This window comes from Kitasatospora sp. NPDC092948 (genome assembly GCF_044754805.1).
GTDB lineage: Bacteria > Actinomycetota > Actinomycetes > Streptomycetales > Streptomycetaceae > Kitasatospora.
Window position 1 is genome coordinate 235,014 of record NZ_JBIVPU010000009.1, and the last position, 22,043, is coordinate 257,056.

The 22,043-nt window shown below is 72.3% G+C and carries 21 protein-coding genes; 13 read left to right on the top strand and 8 right to left on the bottom strand.

What is annotated here, in order from left to right; translation table 11 throughout:
- The 5 genes from shc to ACIQF6_RS25330 all read left to right on the top strand — a co-directional run bounded on the left by shc (position 1) and on the right by ACIQF6_RS25330 (position 7,119).
- Complete coding sequence (gene shc / locus ACIQF6_RS25310) at positions 1–1,959, top strand: squalene--hopene cyclase (protein ID WP_400898761.1); 1,959 nt, start codon at positions 1–3, stop codon at positions 1,957–1,959.
- A complete protein-coding gene (locus ACIQF6_RS25315; RefSeq protein WP_400898763.1) occupies positions 1,956–2,636 on the top strand; it encodes a 1-hydroxy-2-methyl-2-butenyl 4-diphosphate reductase in 681 nt (226 codons plus the stop codon). Before shc ends, ACIQF6_RS25315 begins: the two co-directional genes overlap by 4 nt.
- A 3-nt stretch (positions 2,637–2,639) precedes the next feature.
- Positions 2,640–3,665, top strand: coding sequence for an adenosyl-hopene transferase HpnH (hpnH, locus tag ACIQF6_RS25320; RefSeq protein ID WP_400898765.1), 1,026 nt, complete (start codon positions 2,640–2,642; stop codon positions 3,663–3,665).
- 126 nt (positions 3,666–3,791) lie between these two features.
- Positions 3,792–5,708, top strand: coding sequence for a 1-deoxy-D-xylulose-5-phosphate synthase (gene dxs / locus ACIQF6_RS25325; RefSeq protein WP_400898767.1), 1,917 nt, complete (start codon positions 3,792–3,794; stop codon positions 5,706–5,708).
- 19 nt (positions 5,709–5,727) lie between these two features.
- Positions 5,728–7,119 carry an aspartate aminotransferase family protein gene (locus ACIQF6_RS25330; RefSeq protein ID WP_400898769.1) on the top strand — a complete coding sequence of 464 codons (1,392 nt, stop codon included), beginning with the start codon at positions 5,728–5,730 and terminating at the stop codon, positions 7,117–7,119.
- Positions 7,120–7,122: 3 nt separating this feature from the next.
- On the opposite strand, the gene ACIQF6_RS25335 is transcribed toward ACIQF6_RS25330, so the two are convergent.
- The 4 genes from ACIQF6_RS25335 to fabG all read right to left on the bottom strand — a co-directional run bounded on the left by ACIQF6_RS25335 (position 7,123) and on the right by fabG (position 9,867).
- The gene (locus ACIQF6_RS25335; RefSeq protein WP_400898771.1) at positions 7,123–7,398 is read right to left on the bottom strand and encodes a DUF6343 family protein; all 276 of its coding nucleotides are present in this window, start codon (positions 7,396–7,398) and stop codon (positions 7,123–7,125) included.
- 81 nt (positions 7,399–7,479) lie between these two features.
- Positions 7,480–8,439 (bottom strand): phosphatase PAP2 family protein, encoded by a 960-nt coding sequence (locus tag ACIQF6_RS25340; protein ID WP_400898773.1) that lies wholly within the window; start codon positions 8,437–8,439, stop codon positions 7,480–7,482.
- Between the two features lie 344 nt (positions 8,440–8,783).
- Positions 8,784–8,975 carry a hypothetical protein gene (locus tag ACIQF6_RS25345; protein WP_400898775.1) on the bottom strand — a complete coding sequence of 64 codons (192 nt, stop codon included), beginning with the start codon at positions 8,973–8,975 and terminating at the stop codon, positions 8,784–8,786.
- 106 nt (positions 8,976–9,081) lie between these two features.
- Entirely contained in the window at positions 9,082–9,867 is a 786-nt protein-coding gene (gene fabG, locus ACIQF6_RS25350) for a 3-oxoacyl-ACP reductase FabG (protein ID WP_400898777.1), read from the bottom strand.
- A 508-nt stretch (positions 9,868–10,375) separates the two neighbouring features.
- On the opposite strand from fabG, the gene ACIQF6_RS25355 reads away from it, so the two are divergent.
- A complete protein-coding gene (locus ACIQF6_RS25355) occupies positions 10,376–11,176 on the top strand; it encodes a MarR family winged helix-turn-helix transcriptional regulator (protein ID WP_400898779.1) in 801 nt (266 codons plus the stop codon).
- 210 nt (positions 11,177–11,386) lie between these two features.
- Here ACIQF6_RS25355 and ACIQF6_RS25360 read toward each other — a convergent pair whose 3' ends face one another.
- Positions 11,387–12,262: an aldo/keto reductase gene (locus tag ACIQF6_RS25360; RefSeq protein WP_400898781.1), complete on the bottom strand. Its 876-nt coding sequence runs from the start codon at positions 12,260–12,262 to the stop codon at positions 11,387–11,389.
- 273 nt (positions 12,263–12,535) lie between these two features.
- Here ACIQF6_RS25360 and ACIQF6_RS25365 point away from each other — a divergent pair, with 273 nt between their 5' ends.
- The 7 genes from ACIQF6_RS25365 to ACIQF6_RS25395 all read left to right on the top strand — a co-directional run bounded on the left by ACIQF6_RS25365 (position 12,536) and on the right by ACIQF6_RS25395 (position 17,314).
- Positions 12,536–12,781 carry a LapA family protein gene (locus tag ACIQF6_RS25365; protein WP_400898783.1) on the top strand — a complete coding sequence of 82 codons (246 nt, stop codon included), beginning with the start codon at positions 12,536–12,538 and terminating at the stop codon, positions 12,779–12,781.
- 41 nt (positions 12,782–12,822) lie between these two features.
- Positions 12,823–13,551: an amino acid ABC transporter ATP-binding protein gene (locus tag ACIQF6_RS25370; protein ID WP_400898874.1), complete on the top strand. Its 729-nt coding sequence runs from the start codon at positions 12,823–12,825 to the stop codon at positions 13,549–13,551.
- 9 nt (positions 13,552–13,560) lie between these two features.
- Positions 13,561–14,478 carry a glutamate ABC transporter substrate-binding protein gene (locus ACIQF6_RS25375; RefSeq protein WP_400898785.1) on the top strand — a complete coding sequence of 306 codons (918 nt, stop codon included), beginning with the start codon at positions 13,561–13,563 and terminating at the stop codon, positions 14,476–14,478.
- Positions 14,479–14,491: 13 nt separating this feature from the next.
- The gene (locus ACIQF6_RS25380) at positions 14,492–15,136 is read left to right on the top strand and encodes an amino acid ABC transporter permease (protein ID WP_400898787.1); all 645 of its coding nucleotides are present in this window, start codon (positions 14,492–14,494) and stop codon (positions 15,134–15,136) included.
- Complete coding sequence (locus tag ACIQF6_RS25385; RefSeq protein WP_400898789.1) at positions 15,133–15,987, top strand: amino acid ABC transporter permease; 855 nt, start codon at positions 15,133–15,135, stop codon at positions 15,985–15,987. The genes ACIQF6_RS25380 and ACIQF6_RS25385 overlap by 4 nt, the downstream gene beginning before the upstream one ends.
- An 80-nt stretch (positions 15,988–16,067) precedes the next feature.
- On the top strand, positions 16,068–16,895 hold the full coding sequence (locus ACIQF6_RS25390; protein WP_400898791.1) for a spermidine synthase: 828 nt from the start codon (positions 16,068–16,070) through the stop codon (positions 16,893–16,895).
- 95 nt (positions 16,896–16,990) lie between these two features.
- A complete protein-coding gene (locus ACIQF6_RS25395) occupies positions 16,991–17,314 on the top strand; it encodes a hypothetical protein (protein ID WP_400898793.1) in 324 nt (107 codons plus the stop codon).
- A 112-nt stretch (positions 17,315–17,426) separates the two neighbouring features.
- Here ACIQF6_RS25395 and ACIQF6_RS25400 read toward each other — a convergent pair whose 3' ends face one another.
- The 3 genes from ACIQF6_RS25400 to ACIQF6_RS25410 all read right to left on the bottom strand — a co-directional run bounded on the left by ACIQF6_RS25400 (position 17,427) and on the right by ACIQF6_RS25410 (position 21,860).
- Complete coding sequence (locus ACIQF6_RS25400) at positions 17,427–17,840, bottom strand: DUF4259 domain-containing protein (protein ID WP_400898795.1); 414 nt, start codon at positions 17,838–17,840, stop codon at positions 17,427–17,429.
- 69 nt (positions 17,841–17,909) lie between these two features.
- Positions 17,910–18,647, bottom strand: coding sequence for a dienelactone hydrolase family protein (locus ACIQF6_RS25405; protein WP_400898797.1), 738 nt, complete (start codon positions 18,645–18,647; stop codon positions 17,910–17,912).
- 324 nt (positions 18,648–18,971) lie between these two features.
- Positions 18,972–21,860, bottom strand: a complete 2,889-nt coding sequence (locus ACIQF6_RS25410; RefSeq protein WP_400898799.1) for a hypothetical protein — start codon at positions 21,858–21,860, stop codon at positions 18,972–18,974.
- Positions 21,861–22,043: the final 183 nt, after the last annotated feature.

The following is a 22,043-nucleotide window of genomic DNA, read 5'->3' on the forward strand; positions in this document are numbered from 1 at the left end:
GTGACAGCAACCGCGGGTGGAAGGCTCGGACCCCAAACCTCAGTTGCAGTAACACGATCTGACGATTCCTCACCCGCGGCGGCGCTCAGCCGGGCCACCGCACACCTGCTGTCACTCCAGCACGCCGACGGCTGGTGGAAGGGCGACCTGGAGACCAACGTCACCATGGACGCCGAAGACCTGCTGCTCCGCCAGTTCCTCGGCATCCGCACCGAGGAGCAGACCCGGGCCACCGCGGCCTGGATCCGCTCCCGGCAGCGGGAGGACGGCACCTGGGCCACCTTCCACGGCGGCCCGCCCGAACTGTCCACCACCGTCGAGGCGTACGTCGCCCTCCGGCTCGCCGGGGACGCCCCGGACGCCGCACACATGCGGGCCGCCGCCACCTTCGTCAGGGAGAGCGGCGGCATCGCCGCCACCCGGGTCTTCACCCGGATCTGGCTCGCCCTGTTCGGCTGGTGGCCCTGGGAGAAACTCCCCGAACTGCCCCCCGAAGTGCTGTTCCTGCCCAGTTGGGCGCCGCTGAACATCTACTCCTTCGGCCAGTGGGCCCGCCAGACCATCGTCCCGCTGACCGTGGTCTCCGCCCACCGCCCGGTCCGCCCGGCCCCGTTCGGCCTCACCGAACTGCACACCGACCCGGCGGACCCGTACCCGAACCGGCCGCTCGCCCCCGCGCACAGCTGGGACGGCCTCTTCCAGCGCCTCGACCAGCTGATGCACCGCTACCACCGGCACGCCATCCGGCCGGTGCGCCGCCTCGCGCTGCGACAGGCCGCCGCCTGGATCATCGAACGGCAGGAGGCCGACGGCTGCTGGGGCGGCATCCAGCCGCCCGCCGTGTACTCGCTGATCGCCCTGCGACTGCTCGGCTACCGTCTCGACCACCCCGTCATGAAGGCCGGACTGGCCGCCTTCGACGGCTTCACCGTGCACACCGAGGACGGCAAGCGCTGGATGGAGGCCTGCCAGTCCCCGGTCTGGGACACCTGCCTGGCCGCCATCGCGCTGCGCGACGCCGGACTGCCCGGCGACCACCCCGCCCTGGTCCGGGCCGGCGAGTGGATGCTCGGCGAGGAGATCACCACCCGCGGCGACTGGGCGGTCAAGCGCCCCCGGCTCGCCCCCGGCGGCTGGGCGTTCGAATTCCAGAACGACACCTACCCCGACGTCGACGACACCGCCGAAGTGGTGCTAGCACTGCGCCGGATCGACCACCCCGACCGGGCCCGACTGACCGGCGCCGTCGGACGCGCCGTCGACTGGAGCCTCGGCATGCAGTCCAAGGACGGCGCCTGGGGGGCCTTCGACGCCGACAACACCAGCCGGCTCCCCAACAAGCTGCCGTTCTGCGACTTCGGCGAGGTCATCGACCCGCCCTCCGCCGACGTCACCGCGCACATGGTGGAGATGCTCTCCGAGACCGGCCGCACCCGCGACCCCCGCACCCGGCGCGGCGTCGCCTGGCTGCTGGAGCACCAGGAGGCCGACGGCTCCTGGTTCGGCCGGTGGGGCACCAACTACATCTACGGCACCGGCTCCGTGGTGCCCGCCCTGATCGCCGCCGGACTCACCCCCGGCCACCCCGCGATCCGCCGCTCCGTCCGCTGGCTGACCGGCCGACAGAACACCGACGGCGGCTGGGGCGAGGACATGCGCTCCTACGAGGACCCGGCCACCTGGGCCGGCCGCGGCGACTCCACCGCCTCGCAGACCGCCTGGGCCCTGATGGCGCTGCTCGCCGCCGGTGAACGCGACACCGAGGCGGTCGAACGCGGCATCGCCTGGCTGACCCGCACCCAACGCCCCGACGGCAGCTGGGACGAACCGCAGTTCACCGGCACCGGGTTCCCCTGGGACTTCTCCATCAACTACCACCTGTACCGCCTGGTGTTCCCGGTCACCGCCCTCGGCCGGTACCTGCACGACGCGCCGCTCGGCCGGGGCGGCCACCGATGACCGCCCCCCTGCTGGTGCTCTGCGCGCTCGCCCCCGAGGCCTGGGCGCTGCGCGGCGGCGACTGGTCCGGCTCGGCCGGCGGCCCCCCGGTGCTGGCCCGCACCGGCATGGGCCGCCGGGCGGCCGGCCGCCGGGCCGCCGTGCTGCTGGAGGTCGGCGGCTACGGGGCGCTGCTGGTCGCCGGGTTCGGCGCCGCGGTCGGCCCCGGGGTGCGCCCCGGCGAGGTGATCGTCGCCGACCAGGTCACCGACGCCGAGGGCCGCGTCCACCCGCTGGTCGCCGCGCCCGCGCTGGCCACCGCCCTGGAGGAGGCCGGGCTCCGCGCCCACCTGGGCACCCACCGCACCGCCGACCGGGTGGTGCGCGGCGCCGAACGGGCCCGGCTGCACGCCGAGGGCGCGCTCGCCGTCGACATGGAGGCCGCCGCGGTGCTCGCCGCCCGCGCCGAACACGCCCCCGACCTGCCTGCCGCGGTGCTGCGGGTGGTGGTCGACACCCCCGAGCGGGAACTCGTCCGCCCCGGCACCCTGCCCGCCGGGTTCCGCGCCTGGCGGGCGCTGCGGGCCGCCGTCCCCGCCCTCACCGCGTGGCACCGGCAACTGAACGCCGCCCCCCGTCCGCCGACCGCCCCACCGCCCTCGACACAGCCCTCGACGCTCCCTCAGGAGGCGAGCTAAGCCATGGCCATGCCGCTGCGTCAGACCCTCCGCGTATCCACCTACCTCATGCAGCAGAAGCTGAAGCGCCGGGACAAGTTCCCGCTGATCGTCGAGCTGGAGCCGCTGTTCGCCTGCAACCTGAAGTGCGAGGGCTGCGGCAAGATCCAGCACCCGGCCGGGGTGCTCAAGCAGCGGATGCCGGTCGCGCAGGCGGTCGGCGCGGTCCTGGAGTGCGGCGCCCCGATGGTCTCCATCGCCGGCGGCGAACCGCTGATGCACCCGCAGATCGACGAGATCGTCCGGCAGCTGGTGGCCCGCCGCAAGTACGTCTTCCTGTGCACCAACGCACTGCTGATGCGCAAGAAGCTCGACCTGTTCACCCCGTCCCCGTTCTTCACCTTCGCCGTGCACATCGACGGCCTGGAGCAGCGGCACGACGAGTCGGTGGCCAAGGAGGGCACCTTCGCGGAGGCCGTCGAGGCGATCAAGGAGGCCAAGCGGCGGGGTTTCCGGGTCACCACCAACTCGACGTTCTTCAACACCGACACACCGCAGACCGTGGTCGAGGTGCTGGACTTCCTGAACGACGAACTCAAGGTCGACGAGATGATGATCTCCCCGGCCTATGCGTACGAGAAGGCCCCCGACCAGGAGCACTTCCTCGGCGTCGAACAGACCCGCGAACTCTTCCGCCAGGCCTTCTCCGGCGGCAACCGGCGCCGCTGGCGGCTCAACCACAGCCCGCTGTTCCTGGACTTCCTCGAAGGCAAGGTCGACTTCGAGTGCACCGCCTGGGGCATCCCCAACTACTCGCTGTTCGGTTGGCAGCGCCCCTGCTACCTGATGGCCGACGGCTACGTCCCCACCTACCGGGAACTCATCGAGAAGACCGACTGGGACAAGTACGGCCGCGGCCGCGACCCCCGCTGCGACAACTGCATGGCCCACTGCGGGTACGAACCCACCGCGGTGCTCGCCACCATGGGCTCGCTCAAGGAGACGATCCGCGCCGCCCGGGAGACCCTCGCCGCGCCCAAGGCGGTCTGAAGCACCGTCACCGGCCGCCCGCAAGCCACCGCGCGGGCGGCCCCGCGCCGACAGGCGACCGCGACCGCAGGGCCGCAGGCTGGACACCGACCGTCCACCCACCCGAACAGCCGTGAGGGGTACGCCATGCCACTGCTGAGCCGGATCACCGGGCCCGCCGACCTGCGCCGACTGCACCCCGAACAGCTCCCGCCGCTCGCCGCCGAGATCCGCCACTTCCTGATCGACAACGTCACCCGCACCGGCGGCCACCTCGGACCCAACCTCGGCGTCGTCGAACTCAGCATCGCCCTGCACCGGGTCTTCGACTCCCCGCACGACCGCATCCTGTGGGACACCGGCCACCAGGCCTACGTGCACAAACTGCTCACCGGCCGACAGGACTTCGGCCGGCTGCGCGCCAAGGACGGACTGTCCGGCTACCCCTCGCGCGCCGAGTCCCCGCACGACCTGATCGAGAACTCGCACGCCTCCACCGCGCTCGGCTATGCCGACGGCATCGCCAAGGCCAACCAGCTGCTCGGCGTCGACCGCTGCACCATCGCCGTGATCGGCGACGGCGCGCTCACCGGCGGCATGGCCTGGGAAGCCCTCAACAACATCGCCGAAGCAGAGGACCGCCCGCTGATCGTCGTCGTCAACGACAACGAACGCTCCTACTCGCCCACCATCGGCGGCCTCGCCCACCACCTCGCCACACTGCGCACCACCAAGGGCTACGAACGCTTCCTCGCCTGGGGCAAGGACGCCCTGCAGCGCACCCCCGTGGTCGGGCCGCCGCTGTTCGACGCGCTGCACGGCGCCAAGAAGGGCTTCAAGGACGCCTTCGCCCCGCAGGGCATGTTCGAGGACCTCGGCCTGAAGTACCTCGGCCCGATCGACGGCCACGACATCGCCGCCGTCGAACAGGCCCTGCGCCGGGCCCGCAACTTCGGCGGGCCGGTCATCGTGCACTGCCTGACCGTCAAGGGCCGCGGCTACCGGCCCGCCGAACAGGACGAGGCCGACCGGTTCCACGCCGTGAACCCGATCGACCCGTACACCTGCCTGCCGATCTCGCCGTCCGCCGGCGCCTCCTGGACGTCCGTGTTCGGCAAGGAGATGCTCGCGCTCGGCGCCGAACGCCCCGAGCTGGTCGCCGTCACCGCCGCCATGCTGCACCCCGTCGGACTCGGCCCGTTCGCCAGGGCCTACCCCGGGCGCACCTTCGACGTCGGCATCGCCGAACAGCACGCCGTCGCCTCTGCCGCGGGCCTGGCCACCGGCGGGCTGCACCCCGTGGTCGCGGTGTACGCGACGTTCCTGAACCGGGCGTTCGACCAGGTGCTGATGGACGTCGCCCTGCACCGGCTCGGCGTCACCTTCGTGCTCGACCGGGCCGGCGTCACCGGCAACGACGGGGCCTCGCACAACGGCATGTGGGACCTGTCGGTGCTGCAGGTCGTCCCCGGGCTGCGGATCGCCGCCCCGCGCGACGCCGCCCGGCTGCGCGAACAGCTGCGCGAAGCCGTCGACGTCGAGGACGCCCCCACCGTGGTGCGCTTCCCCAAGGGCGAACTCGGGCCCGAGGTGCCCGCGATCGACCGGACCGGCGGCACCGACGTGCTCGCCCGCACCGGCCCCGCCCCCGACGTGCTGCTGGTCGCCGTCGGCCCGATGGCCCTCGCCTGCCTGGACGCGGCCGCACTGCTCGCCGCCGACGGCATCACCGCCACCGTCGTCGACCCGCGCTGGGTCAAGCCCGTCGACCCCGCCCTGGTCGAGCTGGCCGCCGCGCACCGGATGGTGGTCACCGTCGAGGACAACGGCCGCACCGGCGGCGTCGGCGCCGCCCTCGCGCAGGCCATGCGGGACGCCGAGGTCGACACCCCGCTGCGCGACCTCGGCATCCCGCAGGAGTTCCTGGCGCACGCCTCGCGCGGCGAGATCCTGGAGGAGATCGGACTCACCGGCACCGGCGTCGCCGCCCAGACCGCCGCCCACGCCCGCCGCCTGCTGCCCGGGACCGGAACCCGCCCCGGCGACCGGGTCCCCCGGGTGTGACCGATTGGAGTGAACCCGCGTGACCCAGGCCGAACCGCTCGACCTCGCCGCCCTGCTCGCCGCCCGCGGCGCCGAACGCTACGAGCTGCACGCCCGCCACCTCAATCCGCAGCTGCCGCGGATGCTGCACACCATCGGCTTCGACCGGTTCTACGAGCGCGCGAAAGGCCCGTACTTCTACGACGCCGAGGGCAACGAGTACCTCGACATGCTGGCCGGCTTCGGCATCTTCGCGCTCGGCCGCCACCACCCCGCCGTCCGGGCCACCGTCCAGCAGGCGATGGACCTGGAGACCGCCGACCTCACCCGCTTCGACTGCTCCCCGCTGCCGGGCCTGCTCGCCGAACAGCTGCTCGCCCACGCACCCGGCCTGGACCGGGTGTTCTTCGGCAACAGCGGCACCGAGGCGGTCGAGACGGCGCTCAAGTTCGCCCGGTACGCCACCGGGAAGCGCCGCGTCCTGTACTGCGAGCACGCCTTCCACGGCCTCACCACCGGCTCGCTGTCCGTCAACGGCGAGAGCGGCTTCCGCAAGGGCTTCGACCCGCTGCTGCCGGACACCGCGATCCCGCTCGGCGACCTGGACGCGCTGAAGCGGGAGCTGAAGAAGGCCGACGTCGCCGCGCTGATCGTGGAGCCGATCCAGGGCAAGGGCGTGCTCGCCCCGCCGCCCGGCTGGCTGGCCGCCGCCCAGCAGCTGCTGCACGACCACAGGGCGCTGCTGATCTGCGACGAGGTGCAGACCGGCGTCGGCCGCACCGGCACCTTCTTCGCCCACCAGGCCGAGGACGGCGTGCAGCCCGACCTGGTGTGCGCCGCCAAGGCGCTGTCCGGCGGCTACGTCCCGATCGGGGCGACCCTCGGCAAGTCGTGGATCTTCGAGAAGGTGTACTCCTCGATGGACCGGGTGCTGGTGCACTCCGCCAGCTTCGGCTCCAACGCGCAGGCGATGGCCGCCGGCCTGGCCACCCTGCACGTGATGCGGCAGGAGCAGGTGGTGGAGAACGCCGCGCGCGTCGGCGAGCTGTTCAAGGCCCGCCTCACCGCGCTGGTCGACCGCTACGAACTGCTCGCCGAGGTGCGCGGGCGCGGGCTGATGATCGGCATCGAGTTCGGCCGGCCCAAGTCGCTCAAGCTGCGCACCGGCTGGACAGCCCTGCAGGCCGCCCGCAAGGGCCTGTTCGCGCAGATGGTGGTGGTCCCGCTGCTGCAACGGCACCGGATCCTCACCCAGGTCTCCGGCGACCACCTGGAAGTGATCAAGCTGATCCCGCCGCTGATCATCACCGAGAAGGACGTCGACCGCTTCATGGACGCCTTCACCGAGGTGATGGACGACGCCCACCGCGGCAGCGGCCTGATGTGGGACTTCGGCCGCACCCTGGTCAAGCAGGCCGTCGGCTCCCGCTGACCGCTACAGCTCGGTACGGCGGCGGCGCACCACGACCCACAGGTCCGCCGCCGCCACCAGCATCAGCACCCCGCAGGCCACCGCGAACACGGTCAGCGTCCCGCTGCTCGGCGCACCGTCGGGCGACGCGAAGCACGCCCAGAGCGCGAAGCCCGCCGTGCACAGCGCGAAGAACGGCAGGAACAGCATCGACAGCAGGAAGCGCAGCTTCAGATCGCTGCGCGCGGTGGCCGGCTCCGTCCCGCTCCGCCAGACCCTCGGAGTCTTCGTCCGCCGCATGCGCCACCGCCTCCCTCGTACCCTTCCAGCGTAGGACTGTCGGGTTCGGGGAGGCGGAGTGATGGACGACCTGCTGGACGACTACCTGGGGCTGCCGGTGGAACGCGCCCGGGCGCTGGCCGTCGAACGCGGCTGGCGCACGGTGCGGGAGCTGGCGCCGGAGGCGCTGCTGACCATGGAGTACCGGTCGGACCGGCTCAACCTGACCGTCCGGGGCGGGGTGGTGGAACGCGCCTGGGCGGGCTGAGGGCGCACCGACAGCGGCCGGCCGGCCCAGTGCGCGGTGGCCGGCTTCGGCCGGCGCACGGGGGCGGGGCGGGCGAAGCGGCCCTCGCGGTGCCAGACCGCGAGCACCCGTTCGTCCAGCGCGGCGATCGCCGGCTCGGCCAGCGGCAGCGACAGCAGCACCAGCGCTCCCGCCGCCCAGCCGGCGAACACGTCGGAGATCCAGTGGGTGCCCAGGTAGACGGTGGTCAGCCCGATCGAGGCAGCGGTCAGCGCGGCCAGCACCGTGCCCGTCCGCCGCCAGCGCACCGCGAGGTAGGCCAGCACGCCCCAGGTGACCACGGCGTTGGCGGTGTGCCCGGACGGGAAGATGGTGCCGCCGGAGAACAGCTCGGGCGACCCTATGTAGTGCGCGTAGTGCGGACCGAGCCGGCCGGTCAGGATCTTGACCCCGCCCACCGTGACGTTCAGCAGCAGCAGCGCCATGCCCATCACCAGCAGCGGCCGCGACGAGTGCGTGCGGTAGCAGCGCCAGCCCAGCCACAGACAGGCCGCGATCGCGGTCGGGCCGCGCTGCCCGGCGATCACCCAGATGTCCAGGTACGGCAGGGCCTGCGGCCACTGCTTGTACGGGCGCAGCTGTTGCAGTGCCCAGTCGAGGTCGACCAGCGGCGAGTCGCACATGATGGCGAGCACCACCGCCAGGTAGAGCACCGCCGTGATGCCGAAGAGCAGGGCGTGCCGCCGACTGATCGAGGAGAGTGCGGATTCGGTCGTTTCGGTGACGGAATCGCGCTCGGACTGGATCGGAATCATGCGCGACGCGGTCGATATCCGCGGCGCGGGGGATTCGGGCTTGGCTGGCACGCCTTCGACATTACCGGCTGGCCCGGAGCGGCCCGGGCTATTCGGAGTATCTGTCACCCGCCGGTGATCGGTTGTCCGCACTTTCCCCATACGGGCAGTTCAGCGGCTGCGGGGCGGGCGGGAAAGCCTCGGGGAGTGGGCCAAATCACCCTCCCGCGCGCTCCCGGGGGCCGTTTCCGGAGAGATTCTCCAATTGCCGGACGGGTGGTGCGGGAACGAAAGAGGCGGCCGATTTCCCGTGACGCAGGTCACTTCCGGGAAATCGGCCGCCGGGTCGGGCGGCGCCGGACGGCTCAGGGCAACACCTTCTCGACGGCTGCCGCGCCGTGCTCCTCCATGTCCTTCTTCGCCTTCGCGAGCCGCTCCTCCGTGACGTCGCGCCCCGAGGCCATCACCAGGTCCTCGGGGTCGACCGGGTGCTCGGCCCCGGTGTGCAGCAGCTTGTCCGGAGTCGGCTTGGAGTCGCTGTCCGTGGAATCGGTCATCAAGATCCTCCGTGGGTGCGCCCGCTGCCGGGGGACGGCGGCGGGAGGTCTGCACGTCGAGTCTGGACCCGCGCCGTGGGCGGCGCACCACGAACCCGCCGCCCGACTAGTCGAGCGGGCCGCCCGCCACGTAGATGACCTGGCCGGAGACGAAGCCGGCGCCCTCGGAGGCGAGGAAGGAGATGGTGTGCGCGATGTCGTCCGGCACGCCGACCCGCTGCACGGGGATCGCCGAGGCGGCGGCCTGCTTGAACGCCTCGAACTCCATGCCGACCCGGGCCGCGGTGGCCGCGGTCATGTCGGTGGCGATGAAGCCGGGGGCGACGGCGTTGGCGGTGATGCCGAACTTGCCGAGCTCGATCGCCAGGGTCTTGGTGAAGCCCTGCAGGCCGGCCTTGGCCGCGGAGTAGTTGGCCTGGCCGCGGTTGCCCTGCGCGGAGGAGGAGGACAGGTTGACGACCCGGCCGAAGCCGGCGGCCACCATGTGCTTCTGCACCGCGCGGGTCATCAGGAAGGCGCCCTTGAGGTGCACGTTCATGACGGTGTCCCAGTCGGACTCGGACATCTTGAACAGCAGGTTGTCGCGGAGCACGCCCGCGTTGTTCACCAGCACCACGGGGGTGCCCAGTTCGGCGGCGATCCGGTCCACCGCGGCCTGCACCTGCTCGGCGTTCGAGACGTCGGCGCCGACGGCCAGCGCGCGGCCGCCCGCGGCGACGATCGCCTCGGCGGTGCCCTTGGCGGTGGACTCCTCCAGGTCGACCACGGCGACCGCGTAGCCGTCGGCGGCCAGCCGGAGCGCGGTGGCGGCGCCGATCCCACGGGCCGCACCCGTCACCACGGCCACCCGCACCGGAACATCGGCGGTCACGGACGTGCTCTGCTCGGTCATCTTCGTACTCGTCTCTCTCGAAATCGGACGACGGGACCGGACCGGGCCGGTGACCCGCGGATGAGAATTGAATGAGGTGCGCTGGGCGCAGCGCGGCAACCCTACCGGCGAGTAGAAATTCCGACCAGAGGCAGCGCCGCAGGTGACAGAGGGTGAGGGGGAGCGGCGGCCGAGCGGGTGAACCAGGTTGGTCGTGGTCCCGACATACGGGGGAAATATGCCAACTTTGCCGAACCTGCGACTACTCTGCGCCCCTACCTGCCGGTCCAGGCCGACCGTTTGTATAGTGTGCGCCAGCAGCCACCGGCTGCACGGCCGACACATCCTTACTCACAGCAGGATGCTCACTCGCCGTTACTGCCCCGCTCGGGTGTCCCACACACACCCCGAGCGTGACACCGGGACGGATTTCATGGTGCTGGGGGAGATCCCGACAACCCGTGTGCCCGGCCGACTGCAGCAGTCGCCCGGGCACCTCATCCGCGTGGCCCAGCAGGTTCACACCCGCTTGTGGTCCGAATACGTCGGTACCGAGCTGACGGCCCCGCAGTTTGCGGTGCTGCTGGTACTGGCACTGGAGCCCGGAGCCGACCAGCGCACGGTCGGTGAACGGGCTTCGCTCGACAAGGCGACGATGGCCGAGATGGTCGCCCGGCTGGTCCGGCGGGGCCTGGTGCTCCGGCGCCGGGACCCGGCCGACGGCCGTCGCAAGCTGCTGGCGCTCTCGCAGAGCGGCGCTCAGGCGGTGCGCGAGGCGACCGGCGGCGTGGTCCGGGTCCAGCGGACCCTGTTCGAGTCGCTCAGTCCGGACGAACAGCTGGAACTCGTCCGGACCATGGCACGGATCGCCCGGCTGGAGCCGGCCGCCGTCGCCGTGATGGCCGACGCCCGGCCGACGCTGGACGCCCAGCGGGCCATCGGCTACCTGATCCGGGTCGCCCAGCAGGTGCACACCAAGCTCTGGTCGGAGAAGGTCGGCACCGAACTGACGGCCCCTCAGTACGCCGTGCTGGACGCGCTGGAGACCGAACCGGGCGCCGACCAGCGCACGGTCGGCGAGCTCGCCTCGCTCGACAAGGCGACGATGGCCGAGATGGTCAGCCGGCTGGTGCGGCGCGGCCTGGTGCTGCGCCGCCGCGACCCCTCGGACGGGCGCCGCAACCTGCTCTCGCTCTCCCCGACCGGCCAGGAGCTGCTGCACCGCTCCACCGCCGGGGTCCGCGAGGTCCAGGAGGCACTGCTCGCTCCGCTGGAGCCGCACGAGCACGCGCCGGCGCTGGCGTTGCTCGCGAAGGCGGCTCGGCTGTAACGATTCTGCAAAGCGCCGACCAATTTTCGGGCGGCGATCGCGCCCCGGCGGGCACGCGGCACCGCTCGGGACGCTCCGGAAGGGGCCGACACCACCTCAGGTGTCGGCCCCTTCCGGGTTGTTGTGGCTTGTTCCGGTCGTCACGCTCCGTACTGACGAAGCGTCAGTTCACGCCGACGCGGGGCCGGCGACGGAGCGCTTGACGGACCGTCAGTTCCAGTCGAAACCGGCCGGGTCGGGGCCGATCCGCTTGCCGGTGTCGACGGTGGCGATCGCCGCGAGGTCCTCGGCGTCCAGCTCGAAGCCCGTCACGTCCAGGTTCTCCCGGATGCGGGCCGGGGTGACCGACTTCGGGATGGCGATCACGCCGCTCTGCAGGTGCCAGCGGAGCACCACCTGGGCCGCCGAACGGCCGTGCTTCTCGGCGATCTTCAGCAGCGCCGGCTCGGCGAGCAGGTCGCCGCCCTGGCCCAGCGGGCTCCACGCCTCGGTGGCGATGCCGTGCTCCGCGTGGAAGGCGCGCAGCTCGGCCTGCGGGAAGTACGGGTGCAGCTCGACCTGGTTCAGCGCCGGGACCACCGAGGTCTCCTTGAGCAGCAGCTCCAGGTCCGTGACGTGGAAGTTGGAGACGCCGATCGCGCGGACCCGGCCGTCGGCCTGCAGCTGCTCGAAGGCGCGCCAGATGTTCAGGAACGACGGGCCGTGCATCGTCCGCGGCCAGTGGATCAGGTACAGGTCCAGCTGCTCCAGGCCGAGCTTGGCCATCGACTCGTCGAAGGCGCGCAGCACCCGGTCGCGGCCCTGGTCGCCCGACCAGTCGACGGTGCCGGAGTTCCACAGCTTGGTGGTGACGAACAGTTCGTCCCGGGCCACGCCGGACTCGGCGATCGCCTGGCCGGTGCCCGCCTCGTTCTCGTAGATCGCGGCGGTGTCGATCGAGCGGTAGCCCGCCTCGATCGCGGTGCGCACCGCGGGGACCGCCTCCGCGTCCGGCACCTGCCAGACGCCGAAGCCGAGCTGCGGGATCCGGACGCCGTTGTTCAGCGTGATCGAGGGGATCGGGGGAACTGCGGAGGTGCTGGTCACGAGAGAGGGGTGCCCTTCGGTCGATCATGGTGGGTTACTGCACAGATGTGTCCAAGAGGGCGGCAACCGGGGCGAACGGCGGAGTATTCCCGAGGGGACTCCCGAGGGGACCGGGATCGCCCAATGGACAGAACGCCGTGGGGGCGGGGTTAAGTGTCACGGAGGGCCCTGTGATCTGCGTCACGGACGGGTGTCGGGGCCGAACGGGTGAATGGGCTGGTCCGGCGGTGGTGGTGCGGGGGAGGGCGTGCGGGCCGGGCGCAGACTGCCAGGGTGACAAAGACTTCAGGTTCCCCGTCCAGCGGGCAGCGCGGTGAGATCGGCGGCGTTCCGACCCGCTGGATCGGCATCGGCGTCATCGTGGTGCTGGCGCTGTGGTTCCTGTTCGCCAACCTGGACAAGGTGAAGATCCAGTTCTGGGTCTTCACCGTCACCTGCCCGCTGTGGATCGCGCTGCTGGCGACGCTGATCGCGGGAACCGCGCTCGGCTGGCTGCTGAAGGGCCGGCGCAACCGGTGACGGCGTCGCAGGAGGCCGCCGGGCGGCCGGCCGGAGAGCCGCTGATCGAGCTGCGCCGGGTGAACAAGCACTACGGGCAGCTGCACGTGCTCCAGGACATCGACCTGACGGTGGGTCGGGGCGAGGTCGTGGTGGTGATCGGCCCGTCCGGGTCGGGGAAGTCCACGCTGTGCCGGGCGATCAACCGGCTGGAGCCGGTGGAGAGCGGCGACATCCTGATCGAGGGTCAGCCGCTGCCCGCCGAGGGCAAGGGCCTGGCGAAGCTGCGCGCCGAGGTCGGGATGGTGTTCCAGTCCTTCAACCTGTTCGCGCACCGGACGGTGCTGCAGAACGTCACGCTCGCCCAGATCAAGGTCCGCAAGCGCGGCAGGGCGGAGGCCGAGTCCAAGGGGCGGGCGCTGCTGGAGCGGGTCGGGCTGGCCTCGCAGGCGGACAAGTACCCGTCGCAGCTGTCCGGCGGGCAGCAGCAGCGGGTGGCGATCGCCCGGGCGCTGGCGATGGACCCGAAGGCGCTGCTGTTCGACGAGCCGACCTCGGCCCTCGACCCCGAGATGATCAACGAGGTGCTGGAGGTGATGCGCTCGCTGGCCGCCGAGGGGATGACCATGGTGGTGGTCACCCACGAGATGGGGTTCGCGCGCTCCGCCGCCAACCGGGTGGTGTTCATGGCGGACGGGCGGATCGTCGAGGACCGCGTCCCCGAGGAGTTCTTCGCGGACCCGCGCAGCGAGCGCGCCCGGGACTTCCTGTCCAAGATCCTGAAGCACTGAGGCGGCGCGGTGAACCAGCGGTACATCCTGCGCGCGCCCGCGCTGTTCGCCCTGGCCGTGACGGTCGCGCTGGCGGCGCTGTCCGGCTGCGGCAAGGAGGGCACCCCGCCGCCGAAGGGCCCGCAGCCCAGCGCGCTGCCCAGCTACCCGGTGCGGACCGACGACATCACCGGCTCGCCGACCCTGGACGCGGCCCGGTCGCGCGGACACCTGGTGGTCGGCGCCAAGGAGGACCAGCCGTACCTGGGCCAGAAGAACCCGGCCACCGGCGAGTACTCCGGCTTCGACATCGAGATCGCCAAGATGGTCGGCGCCTACCTGGGCTTCGGACCCGGACAGATCGAGTTCCGCACCATCGCCTCCGCCAACCGGGAGACCGCGCTGCAGAACGGCCAGGTCGACTACTACGTGGGCACCTACACCATCAACGACAACCGGAAGAAGCTGGTCGGCTTCGCCGGCCCGTACTTCATCGCCGGGCAGGCGCTGATGGTCCGCAAGAACGAGACGAAGATCAACGGCCCGCAGGACCTGGCGGGGCGGAAGGTCTGCTCGGCTGCCGGGTCCACCCCGTACCAGCGGATCCAGACCGACTACCCGAAGGCCAAGCTGGTCGGCTACGACACCTACTCGGCGTGCGTGGACAACCTGATCAGCGGTCAGGTCGACGCGGTCACCACCGACAACGCCATCCTCCAGGGCTATGTGGCCAAGGTCCCCGACGAGTTGAAGATGGTCGGCGAGCCGTTCTCCACCGAGCCGTACGGCATCGGCGTCCCGAAGAACGACACCGTGCTGCGGATGGCGATCAACGACGCGCTGCAGCTGAACATGGACAACGGCAACTGGAAGAAGGCCTACGACGCGACGCTGGGCCTCTCCGGGGTGCCCGCGCCGCCGCCCCCGGCCATCGACCGGTACAAGTGAACAGGGGGCGCGGATGAACGTCCTGACCAGCAACTGGTCCACCTACTGGCACGGCTTCCTCGGCACCCTCTGGCTGACCCTGGTCAGCGCCGCGATCGCGCTGGTGCTCGGGGTGGTGATGGCGGGCTTCCGGGTGTCGCCGGTGAAGCCGCTGCGGGCGATCGGCACCGGGTGGGTGACGGTGCTCCGGAACACCCCGCTGACCCTGCTGTTCTTCATCGTGGTGCTGGGCCTGCCCCGGTTCCACATCACGCTGCCGTTCTTCACCTTCGCGGTGCTGGCGCTGGGCTGCTACACCTCGGCGTTCGTCTGCGAGGTGCTGCGCTCCGGCGTGAACACCGTGCCGACCGGGCAGGGCGAGGCGGCCCGCAGCCTGGGCCTGACGTTCGGGCAGACGCTGAGCCTGGTCATCCTGCCGCAGGCGTACCGCTCGGTGGTCGCCCCGCTGGGCAGTGTGATGATCGCGCTGGCGAAGAACACCGCGATCGCCGGCTCGTTCAGCGTGATCGAACTGCTCGGCACCTACCGGACCATCAACGAGCTGGGCTACAGCATCATCTGGACCTTCGTCTGGATCGCGGTCGGCTACCTGATCATCACGCTGGCGATCAGCGCCGTGTTCAACGTACTGGAGCGACGGGTGGCGGTGTCCCGATGACGGTGGAGTCCTCCGCGCTGTACGACATCCCCGGCCCCAAGGCGCTGGCCCGGCACCGGCTGTACGGCATCCTGACGCTGGTGCTGCTCGCCGCGCTGGTCGGCTGGGTGATCTGGATGCTGTTCCACACCGACCAGTTCACCTACCAGAAGTGGATGGCCTTCGAGTACAAGGGCGTTCAGGAGCTGCTGCTGCGCGGCCTCGGCAACACCCTGAAGGCGTTCGGCTGGACGGTGCTGTTCGCGCTCCCGTTCGGCGCGCTGTTCGCCGCCGGACGGCTCTCCGACCACCGGGCGGTGCGCTGGGTGTCCACCGTGGTGGTGGAGTTCTTCCGGGCCATGCCGCTGCTGGTGATGATCTTCTTCATCTTCGTCGCCCTCAAGGTCGAACCGCTGTGGGCGCTGGTGGCCGGCCTCACCCTGTACAACGGCTCGGTGCTGGCCGAGGTGTTCCGGGCCGGGGTGCTCGCCGTCCCCAAGGGGCAGCGGGAGGCCGCGTACGCGCTCGGGCTGCGCAAGACCCAGGTGATGTCGTACGTCCTGGTGCCGCAGGCCGTCCGGTCGATGCTGCCGACCATCGTCAGCCAGCTGGTGGTGGCGCTGAAGGACACCTCGCTGGGCTTCCTGATCACCTTCGAGGAGTTCCTGCACGCCGGGAAGCTGATCGCCACCAACCTGGACTACGACCTGCCGTTCATCCCCGTGGTGATGGTGATCTCCCCGATCTACATCGGCATGTGTCTGCTGCTGTCCTGGCTGGCCAAGTGGCTGGAGCGGCGGGCCCGGCGCAGCCCGCGCGAAGGGGCGACGCCGGTCGCCGCGGCCGCGCCGGTGCCCGACGCGCAGGGGTAGCGAAAACCGATCGGCCCCGGCCGGGGTGATCGGCTAGGGTCGGATCGCCCTGTGACCGTGCGCACACCAGGAGTTGCCGGATGTCCGTGCTGCCCAGCCGTCAGAACCTGCCCGAGGCCGAAGTGATCGACCGCCGGGAAGGGCCGTACGGCGAGGTGGTGCTGCGGCGGCGCGGCGAGCAGTACGAGATCATCGCGAACGGCTGCTTCCTGATGGACACCGCCGACGGGCGCTCCGAACGGCTGCTGATCCGGGCCGCGTTGGACGAGCTGGCGGTGGACGGGCTGGCGCTGGACGGGGCAGCGGACGGAGTGGCGGGCAGGGCGGCGGACGGAGTGGCGGCGGGCAGGGCGGTGGGCGAATCGGCCGGGGGAGCGTCTGTCGGGGGAGGGCCGGCAGGGGGAGTGTCCGTCGGGGGTGGCCCGAGTGTGCTGATCGGGGGGCTCGGGGTCGGCTTCTCGCTGGCCTGTGCCGCGGCCGAGCCGCGGTGGGGGCGGATCGCCGTGGCCGAGCGCGAGGGCGCGATCATCGACTGGCACCGGACGGGCCCGCTGGGCGCGTTCTCCGCCGGTGCGCTGGACGACCCGCGGGTCGAGGTGCTGCACACCGACCTGGTGGCGTACCTGGCCTCCGCCGCCGAGCGCTACGACGCGCTCTGCCTCGACATCGACAACGGCCCCGACTGGACGGTCACCGAGGAGAACGACGCGCTGTACGGCCCCACCGGCCTGGCCAACGCCGCTGCCCGGCTCCGGCCCGGCGGCGTCCTCGCGGTGTGGAGCGCCCAGCCGTCCACCGCCTTCGAACAGGCGCTCCGGGACGCCGGGTTCACCGACGTCCGCACCGAGGAGATCGCCGTCGAACGCGGCGTGCCCGATGTGGTGCACCTGGCCCGCCGCGCCGGCTGACCCGGGGCTCGGCCCCGGCCCGACTGCCGGAATCGTGTCGAACATGTGTGCGTGAAGCGTTCACAGCGGCGCTTCAGTGCGGCATGATCATCATCATGGCGGACGAGAAGACCGACCTCCTGGCGTGCCTCTGGGACGAGTTCAGCGCCATGCGGTTCCCCACAGGCTGGTACGACCAGGAGCCCGAAGGCACCTGTCTGGTCACCCTGAACACCGTCCTCACCGGCTTCGCCGCCAACGTCCTCGACGGCCCGGCCCTCGGCGCCCGCCACCGCGAGCACCTGCGCAGCCGCATCGCCCTCCTCGCCGACCTCCTGCCGGTCTTCGGCACCGACAGCTACGCCTCCCGGTATTTCGTCACGCTGTACCGGATGGCCGCGCTGGCCGAGGAGGTCGACGCCGAACGAGGACCCGCCTGAGCCGGTCGCCTCTCGGCCTGAGCCGGTCGTTTCTCGGCCCGGGTCGGTCGTTTCTCGGCCCGGGTCGGGTCGTCGCCCGCCCGGGTCGGTCGCCGTTCGGACCGAGTGTGCGTCAGGCCGCGGACAGGACGGCGCGGAGCCGCTTCACCTCGGCGCGCCAGGCCGGGCCCTCGTCCGACTCGTCCCAGAGCTCGGCGAGTTCGGAGTCCTCGGAGAGCACTCCCGTCAGTGCGGTCACGGCGAGTCGGCGGGTCTCCGGGCCGAACAGCGGCAGCGGCTGCTCCGGCCCGTACGCGGTGTCGATCGGCGTGCCGCCCGGGCACTGCGCGGCCACCAGCGCCGCCGCGGCGATGATGCGGTCCCCGTCCTCGGCGTCCAACTCGTCGAACTCGCCGTCCTCGTCGACGGCAGTGCCGAACACGGCGCGGACCAGGTCCTCGCGCTGCTCAGGGGCAGTGTCGTCCAGCTCGCCGGCGAAGTCGGCGGCGTTGTCGTTGCCGAACGGACCGATGTCCCAGGCACCCATGATGATCTCCTTCGGATGGGGTGATGGAGATCTTGACACGGGGTGCCGACAGCCCAGGTCGGCCAGTGCTCAGAGCGTGCGGGCGAGGAGGGCGAGCAGGCGGTCCCAGTGGAGCTGGAGAGCCGCGGCGTCGAAGGCGTAGGTGTCGGCCATGGTGAAGCCGTGGACGGTGTCGGGGTAGATCTCCGAGGTGTGGGTGACCCCGGCGGCGTCCAGGCCGCGGTTGAGCCCGGCGAGGGTCTCGGGGGTCAAGTCGCTTGCGGCATGGCCGAAATGGACCTCGGCGGTGAGATCGGCGAAGAGCTCGGGCCCGTCCGCCGCCACCGGGGCGTGGAACGCGGCGAGGGCGGCGACCCGGTCCGGGTGGGCGGCGGCGGTGCGGACGGCCTGGAGGCCGCCGATGCAGTAGCCGGTCACCGCGACCGGTCCGGCGGCGACCTCGGGCCGGGCGGTGAGGAACCGCAGGTACGCGTCGGCGTCGAGCAACGCGCGGTCGCGGGTGTGCGCCGAGATCAGCGGCATGACCCGGCCGAAGACCTCGGAGCGGGTCTCCGCCCCGATGTACGCGGGGAGTTCGACCACCGGGGCCGGGCCGTGCCGGTAGAAGATGTTGGGGACGAGCACGTAGTACCCGTGAGCGGCCAGCTCACAGGCCAGCTCGCGCAGCACGGGCCGGAGCCCGAACCCGTCCGGGTACATCAGCACACCCGGGTGGCGCCCGCCCCCGGCGGGGAAGGCGACGAGAGCGTCGGCGGTGCCGTCCGGGGTGGGGATCGTCAGCGATTCGGTACGTGACTGAGTGGACATCTGTTCCTCCGGCCGTGGTTGACGTTGTCGATGCGGTGGTCAACGCGACGGAGGCGGAGCCCGCGCGGTCGGCGGAAGGCCGGCTGCGGGTCGGGCGGCGCTCAGCGGAGCGCCGGGTCGCCGATTCGTGAGTGGCGCAGGGCCGCCGTCCCGGTCGTCATGGTCCAACAACCTAGTTCATCGGTGGAGTCGGAACCAGTTGTCGGTGCTTTGGGCTGGCGGCAATTAGCGGGTTGGGTGCGGGAGTTGACGATGCATGGGGCGCGGTTCGAGAAATGCCGAACGGCGAGCCCGGGGCCGGGCTCGCCGTTCGTGGGGTGCGGGTCAGCCGAAGGGGCTGGCGGCCGGCGGGGGCGGTGAGGCCTGGGGGGCCGCCGCCGGGGCCGGTGCGCCGAAGGGGTTGAAGTCGGCCGGGGGGACCTTGACCAGGCGGCCCTTGGTGGGGTCGGCCGCGTCCGCTTCGGGCTCCGCGTCGGCGGTGGTCTGCGCGGGCGGGGCCGGGGGCGCGAACGGGTTGAAGTCGGCCGGGGGCACGTTGACCAGGCGGCCCTTGGTCGGATCGGCCGCCTGCGGCGGATCGGCCGGGGCGGGAACCACCGGCGGAGCGGTGGGCCGGGGCGGAATGTTGGAGGACTTGCTGGTCACGGTGCCGAACGGGTCGGCCGGCTCGGAGGACAGCGTCGTCCCGAACGGGTCTGCGGCGGCCGCCCGGGCGGGTGCGGGTGCGGCGACCGGGGCGGGGGCCGGTGCGGCTGCGGCGGGGGCGGGGGCCGGGGCGCCGAAGGGGTTGAAGTCGGCCGGGGGGACCTTGACGAGGCGGCCCTTGGTGGGGTCGGCCGCGTCCGCTTCGGGCTCCGCGTCGGCGGTGGTCTGCGCGGGCGGGGCCGGGGGCGCGAACGGGTTGAAGTCGGCCGGGGGCACGTTGACCAGGCGGCCCTTGGTCGGGTCGGCCGCCTGCGGGGCCGGTGCCGGTGCGGGGGCTGCCGGGGCAGCGGGGGCGGCGGCGAAGGGGTCCGGGGCGGCGAAGGGGTCGGGTGCGCCGAAGGGGTCCGCCGCGGGTGCGGCGGGTTGGGCCGGTGCGGCTGCGGCGGGGGCCGGGGCCGGGGCGCCGAAGGGGTTGAAGTCGGCCGGGGGGACCTTGACCAGGCGGCCCTTGGTGGGGTCGGCGGCTTCCGGTTCGGGCTCGGGTGTGGGCGCTGCGGCGAAGGGATCGGGTGCGCCGAAGGGGTCCGCCGCGGGTGCGGGTTCGGCCGGCGCGGCTGCGGCGGGGGCCGGGGCCGGTGTGCCGAAGGGGTTGAAGTCGGCCGGGGGCACGTTGACCAGGCGGCCCTTGGCCGGGTCCGCCTGCGGCGCGGGTGTGGGCTCGGGCGCGGGCGCTGCGGCGAAGGGGTCCGGGGCGGCGAAGGGGTCGGGTGCGCCGAAGGGGTCCGCCGCGGGTGCGGCCGGTGCGGCTGTGGCGGGGGCGGGGGCCGGTGTGCCGAAGGGGTTGAAGTCGGCCGGGGGGACCTTGACGAGGCGGCCCTTGGTGGGGTCGGCGGCTTCCGGTTCGGGCTCGGGCTCGGGTGTGGGCGCTGCGGCGAACGGGTCGGGTGCGCCGAAGGGGTCCGCCGCGGGTGCGGCCGGTGCGGCTGCGGTGGCGGGGGCAGGGGTCGGTGCGCCGAAGGGGTTGAAGTCGGCCGGGGGCACGTTGACCAGGCGGCCCTTGGTCGGGTCCGCCTGCGGGGCAGGTGCGGGTGTGGGCGTGGCCGTAGGTGCGCCGAACGGGTCGGCGGGCGCAGCGGGTTGGGCCGGGGCGCCGAAGGGGTCGGCGGGTGCCGCGGCTGTGGCGGTGGCCGGGGCCGGTGCGCCGAAGGGGTTGAAGTCGCTCGGGGGAACCCGGACCGCGGTGCCCTTGGTGGGCTGCGCCGGGGTGGCCGGCGTCTGGGCCGGTGCGCCGAACGGGTCGGCGGAGGCCAGTACCGGGGACGGCTGCTGGGCCGGCGGGTCGGCGGGCGCCGGGGTGGCGAAGGGGTTGAAGTCCGAGGGCGGGACCCGCACCGAGGTGCCGGACGGGTCGGGCGCCGTGGCCGGCATCGGCGGGACGACGGGCACGGACGGCGCGGCGGACTGCGCCGGAACGCTCGGGGCGTGCGCGGGGACGGCCCGGCCGACCGGCACCGGCGCGGGGATCACGGCCACGCCGTCCCAGGCGAGTTGGACCGAGCAGAGCAGGTCGGCGAAGACCGAGGTGTAGAGATCCCAGTCCTCGGTGTCGGAGGTGGTCAGCTGGACCGTCAGGACCGTCGCCCCGTCCGGCATCGGCACGAACGCCTCGACCACCGAACTGTGCACCACGCCGCCGGGGCGGTCGTCGCGCAGTTCCTTCAGGGCGGGCATCGCCCGGTTCTCCACCAGCACTGCGGCCGGGCCGGCCGGCAGCAGCACCGTCCAGACCTCGGAGGACGGGCGCTCGGTGGAGAGCTCCACCGCCAACTCCTGGATCGGCTGCGCGCACGGCACGGTCGACACCACCAGCGAGACCCGTGAACGGCGGCCGTTCACCAGCAGCGCGGCGACACCCGCGTAGGAGATGTTCGCGGCGGCGAACTGCTCCGCCAGCAGGGCCGCCACCACGGCGAAGTCGTTGCGCTCGGCCGGGGACGTGCCGGAGAACAACTCCTCGGCGGTCTCGGCGAGATGGGCCGAGAGGGCGTTGCCCGAACCACGCACCGTCAGGGTGTGGAAGGCGGGCGGGACCACCATGCGAGCCTCGACGCCGGAGCCGGTCGACAGCTCGTCCGGGGCGACCGTGGCGCGGGGTTCGGCCAGCTCCGCGAGGGCCTGGGTGAAGCCGGCCAGCGGCCCGCTGTCCACCGCGGTCGGTTCGGCGTGCACCCGCAGCGCGGAAGCTGACGGGACGTCGGTCAGGCCCAGGACGGAGGCGGCGAAACGCTGCGTCAGAACGGGGACGGCCTCGCGGCCGGCGCCCGCGTTCGGGCGGCGGTTGGCGGAGACCTCTATGACCGTGCCGAGCTTCGGGACGGAGAGCAGGCCGGGGCCGATCTGGCTGATCCGCAGGCCGAACAGGGCCTTGGCGGCCGGGTGTTGGGGCCGGCGGAACGCGGTGAGCGCGTCGGCGGGGTAGTGGGTGGCGCGGCTGCCGAGAAGTGCGGCGGACGCCGCGTCCAGCGTGGCCGTGATCCGGTCTGCGGCGGCGAAGCCTTCCTGCGTCATTCGCCGAGCCCCCTCGTTCTCGGGTGTGGACAGTTCAGGCACTTTTTATCAGACGTGAACGACGCAGGAAGAAGGGTCGTTCGGGGTCGGGCGGTTGGTGGTGCGGGTGGTGCGGGTGGGGCGCGGGGGAAGGGCCTGCGGCGGGGGTGTCGGGGGAGGGGTGTGTCCGTGGGGTGGGGTGAG

What these genes read in the sequence shown, in the direction of transcription:
- ACIQF6_RS25345 (WP_400898775.1), bottom strand. Translation starts at nt 8,975, where the DNA reads ATGACCGATTCCACGGACAGCGACTCCAAGCCGACTCCGGACAAGCTG.
- hpnH (WP_400898765.1), top strand. Translation starts at nt 2,640, where the DNA reads ATGGCCATGCCGCTGCGTCAGACCCTCCGCGTATCCACCTACCTCATG.
- ACIQF6_RS25340 (WP_400898773.1), bottom strand. Translation starts at nt 8,439, where the DNA reads ATGATTCCGATCCAGTCCGAGCGCGATTCCGTCACCGAAACGACCGAA.
- ACIQF6_RS25335 (WP_400898771.1), bottom strand. Translation starts at nt 7,398, where the DNA reads ATGCGGCGGACGAAGACTCCGAGGGTCTGGCGGAGCGGGACGGAGCCG.
- ACIQF6_RS25405 (WP_400898797.1), bottom strand. Translation starts at nt 18,647, where the DNA reads ATGTCCACTCAGTCACGTACCGAATCGCTGACGATCCCCACCCCGGAC.
- ACIQF6_RS25380 (WP_400898787.1), top strand. Translation starts at nt 14,492, where the DNA reads ATGAACGTCCTGACCAGCAACTGGTCCACCTACTGGCACGGCTTCCTC.
- ACIQF6_RS25395 (WP_400898793.1), top strand. Translation starts at nt 16,991, where the DNA reads ATGGCGGACGAGAAGACCGACCTCCTGGCGTGCCTCTGGGACGAGTTC.
- ACIQF6_RS25410 (WP_400898799.1), bottom strand. Translation starts at nt 21,860, where the DNA reads ATGACGCAGGAAGGCTTCGCCGCCGCAGACCGGATCACGGCCACGCTG.
- dxs (WP_400898767.1), top strand. Translation starts at nt 3,792, where the DNA reads ATGCCACTGCTGAGCCGGATCACCGGGCCCGCCGACCTGCGCCGACTG.
- ACIQF6_RS25385 (WP_400898789.1), top strand. Translation starts at nt 15,133, where the DNA reads ATGACGGTGGAGTCCTCCGCGCTGTACGACATCCCCGGCCCCAAGGCG.
- fabG (WP_400898777.1), bottom strand. Translation starts at nt 9,867, where the DNA reads ATGACCGAGCAGAGCACGTCCGTGACCGCCGATGTTCCGGTGCGGGTG.
- ACIQF6_RS25390 (WP_400898791.1), top strand. Translation starts at nt 16,068, where the DNA reads ATGTCCGTGCTGCCCAGCCGTCAGAACCTGCCCGAGGCCGAAGTGATC.
- ACIQF6_RS25315 (WP_400898763.1), top strand. Translation starts at nt 1,956, where the DNA reads ATGACCGCCCCCCTGCTGGTGCTCTGCGCGCTCGCCCCCGAGGCCTGG.
- ACIQF6_RS25400 (WP_400898795.1), bottom strand. Translation starts at nt 17,840, where the DNA reads ATGGGTGCCTGGGACATCGGTCCGTTCGGCAACGACAACGCCGCCGAC.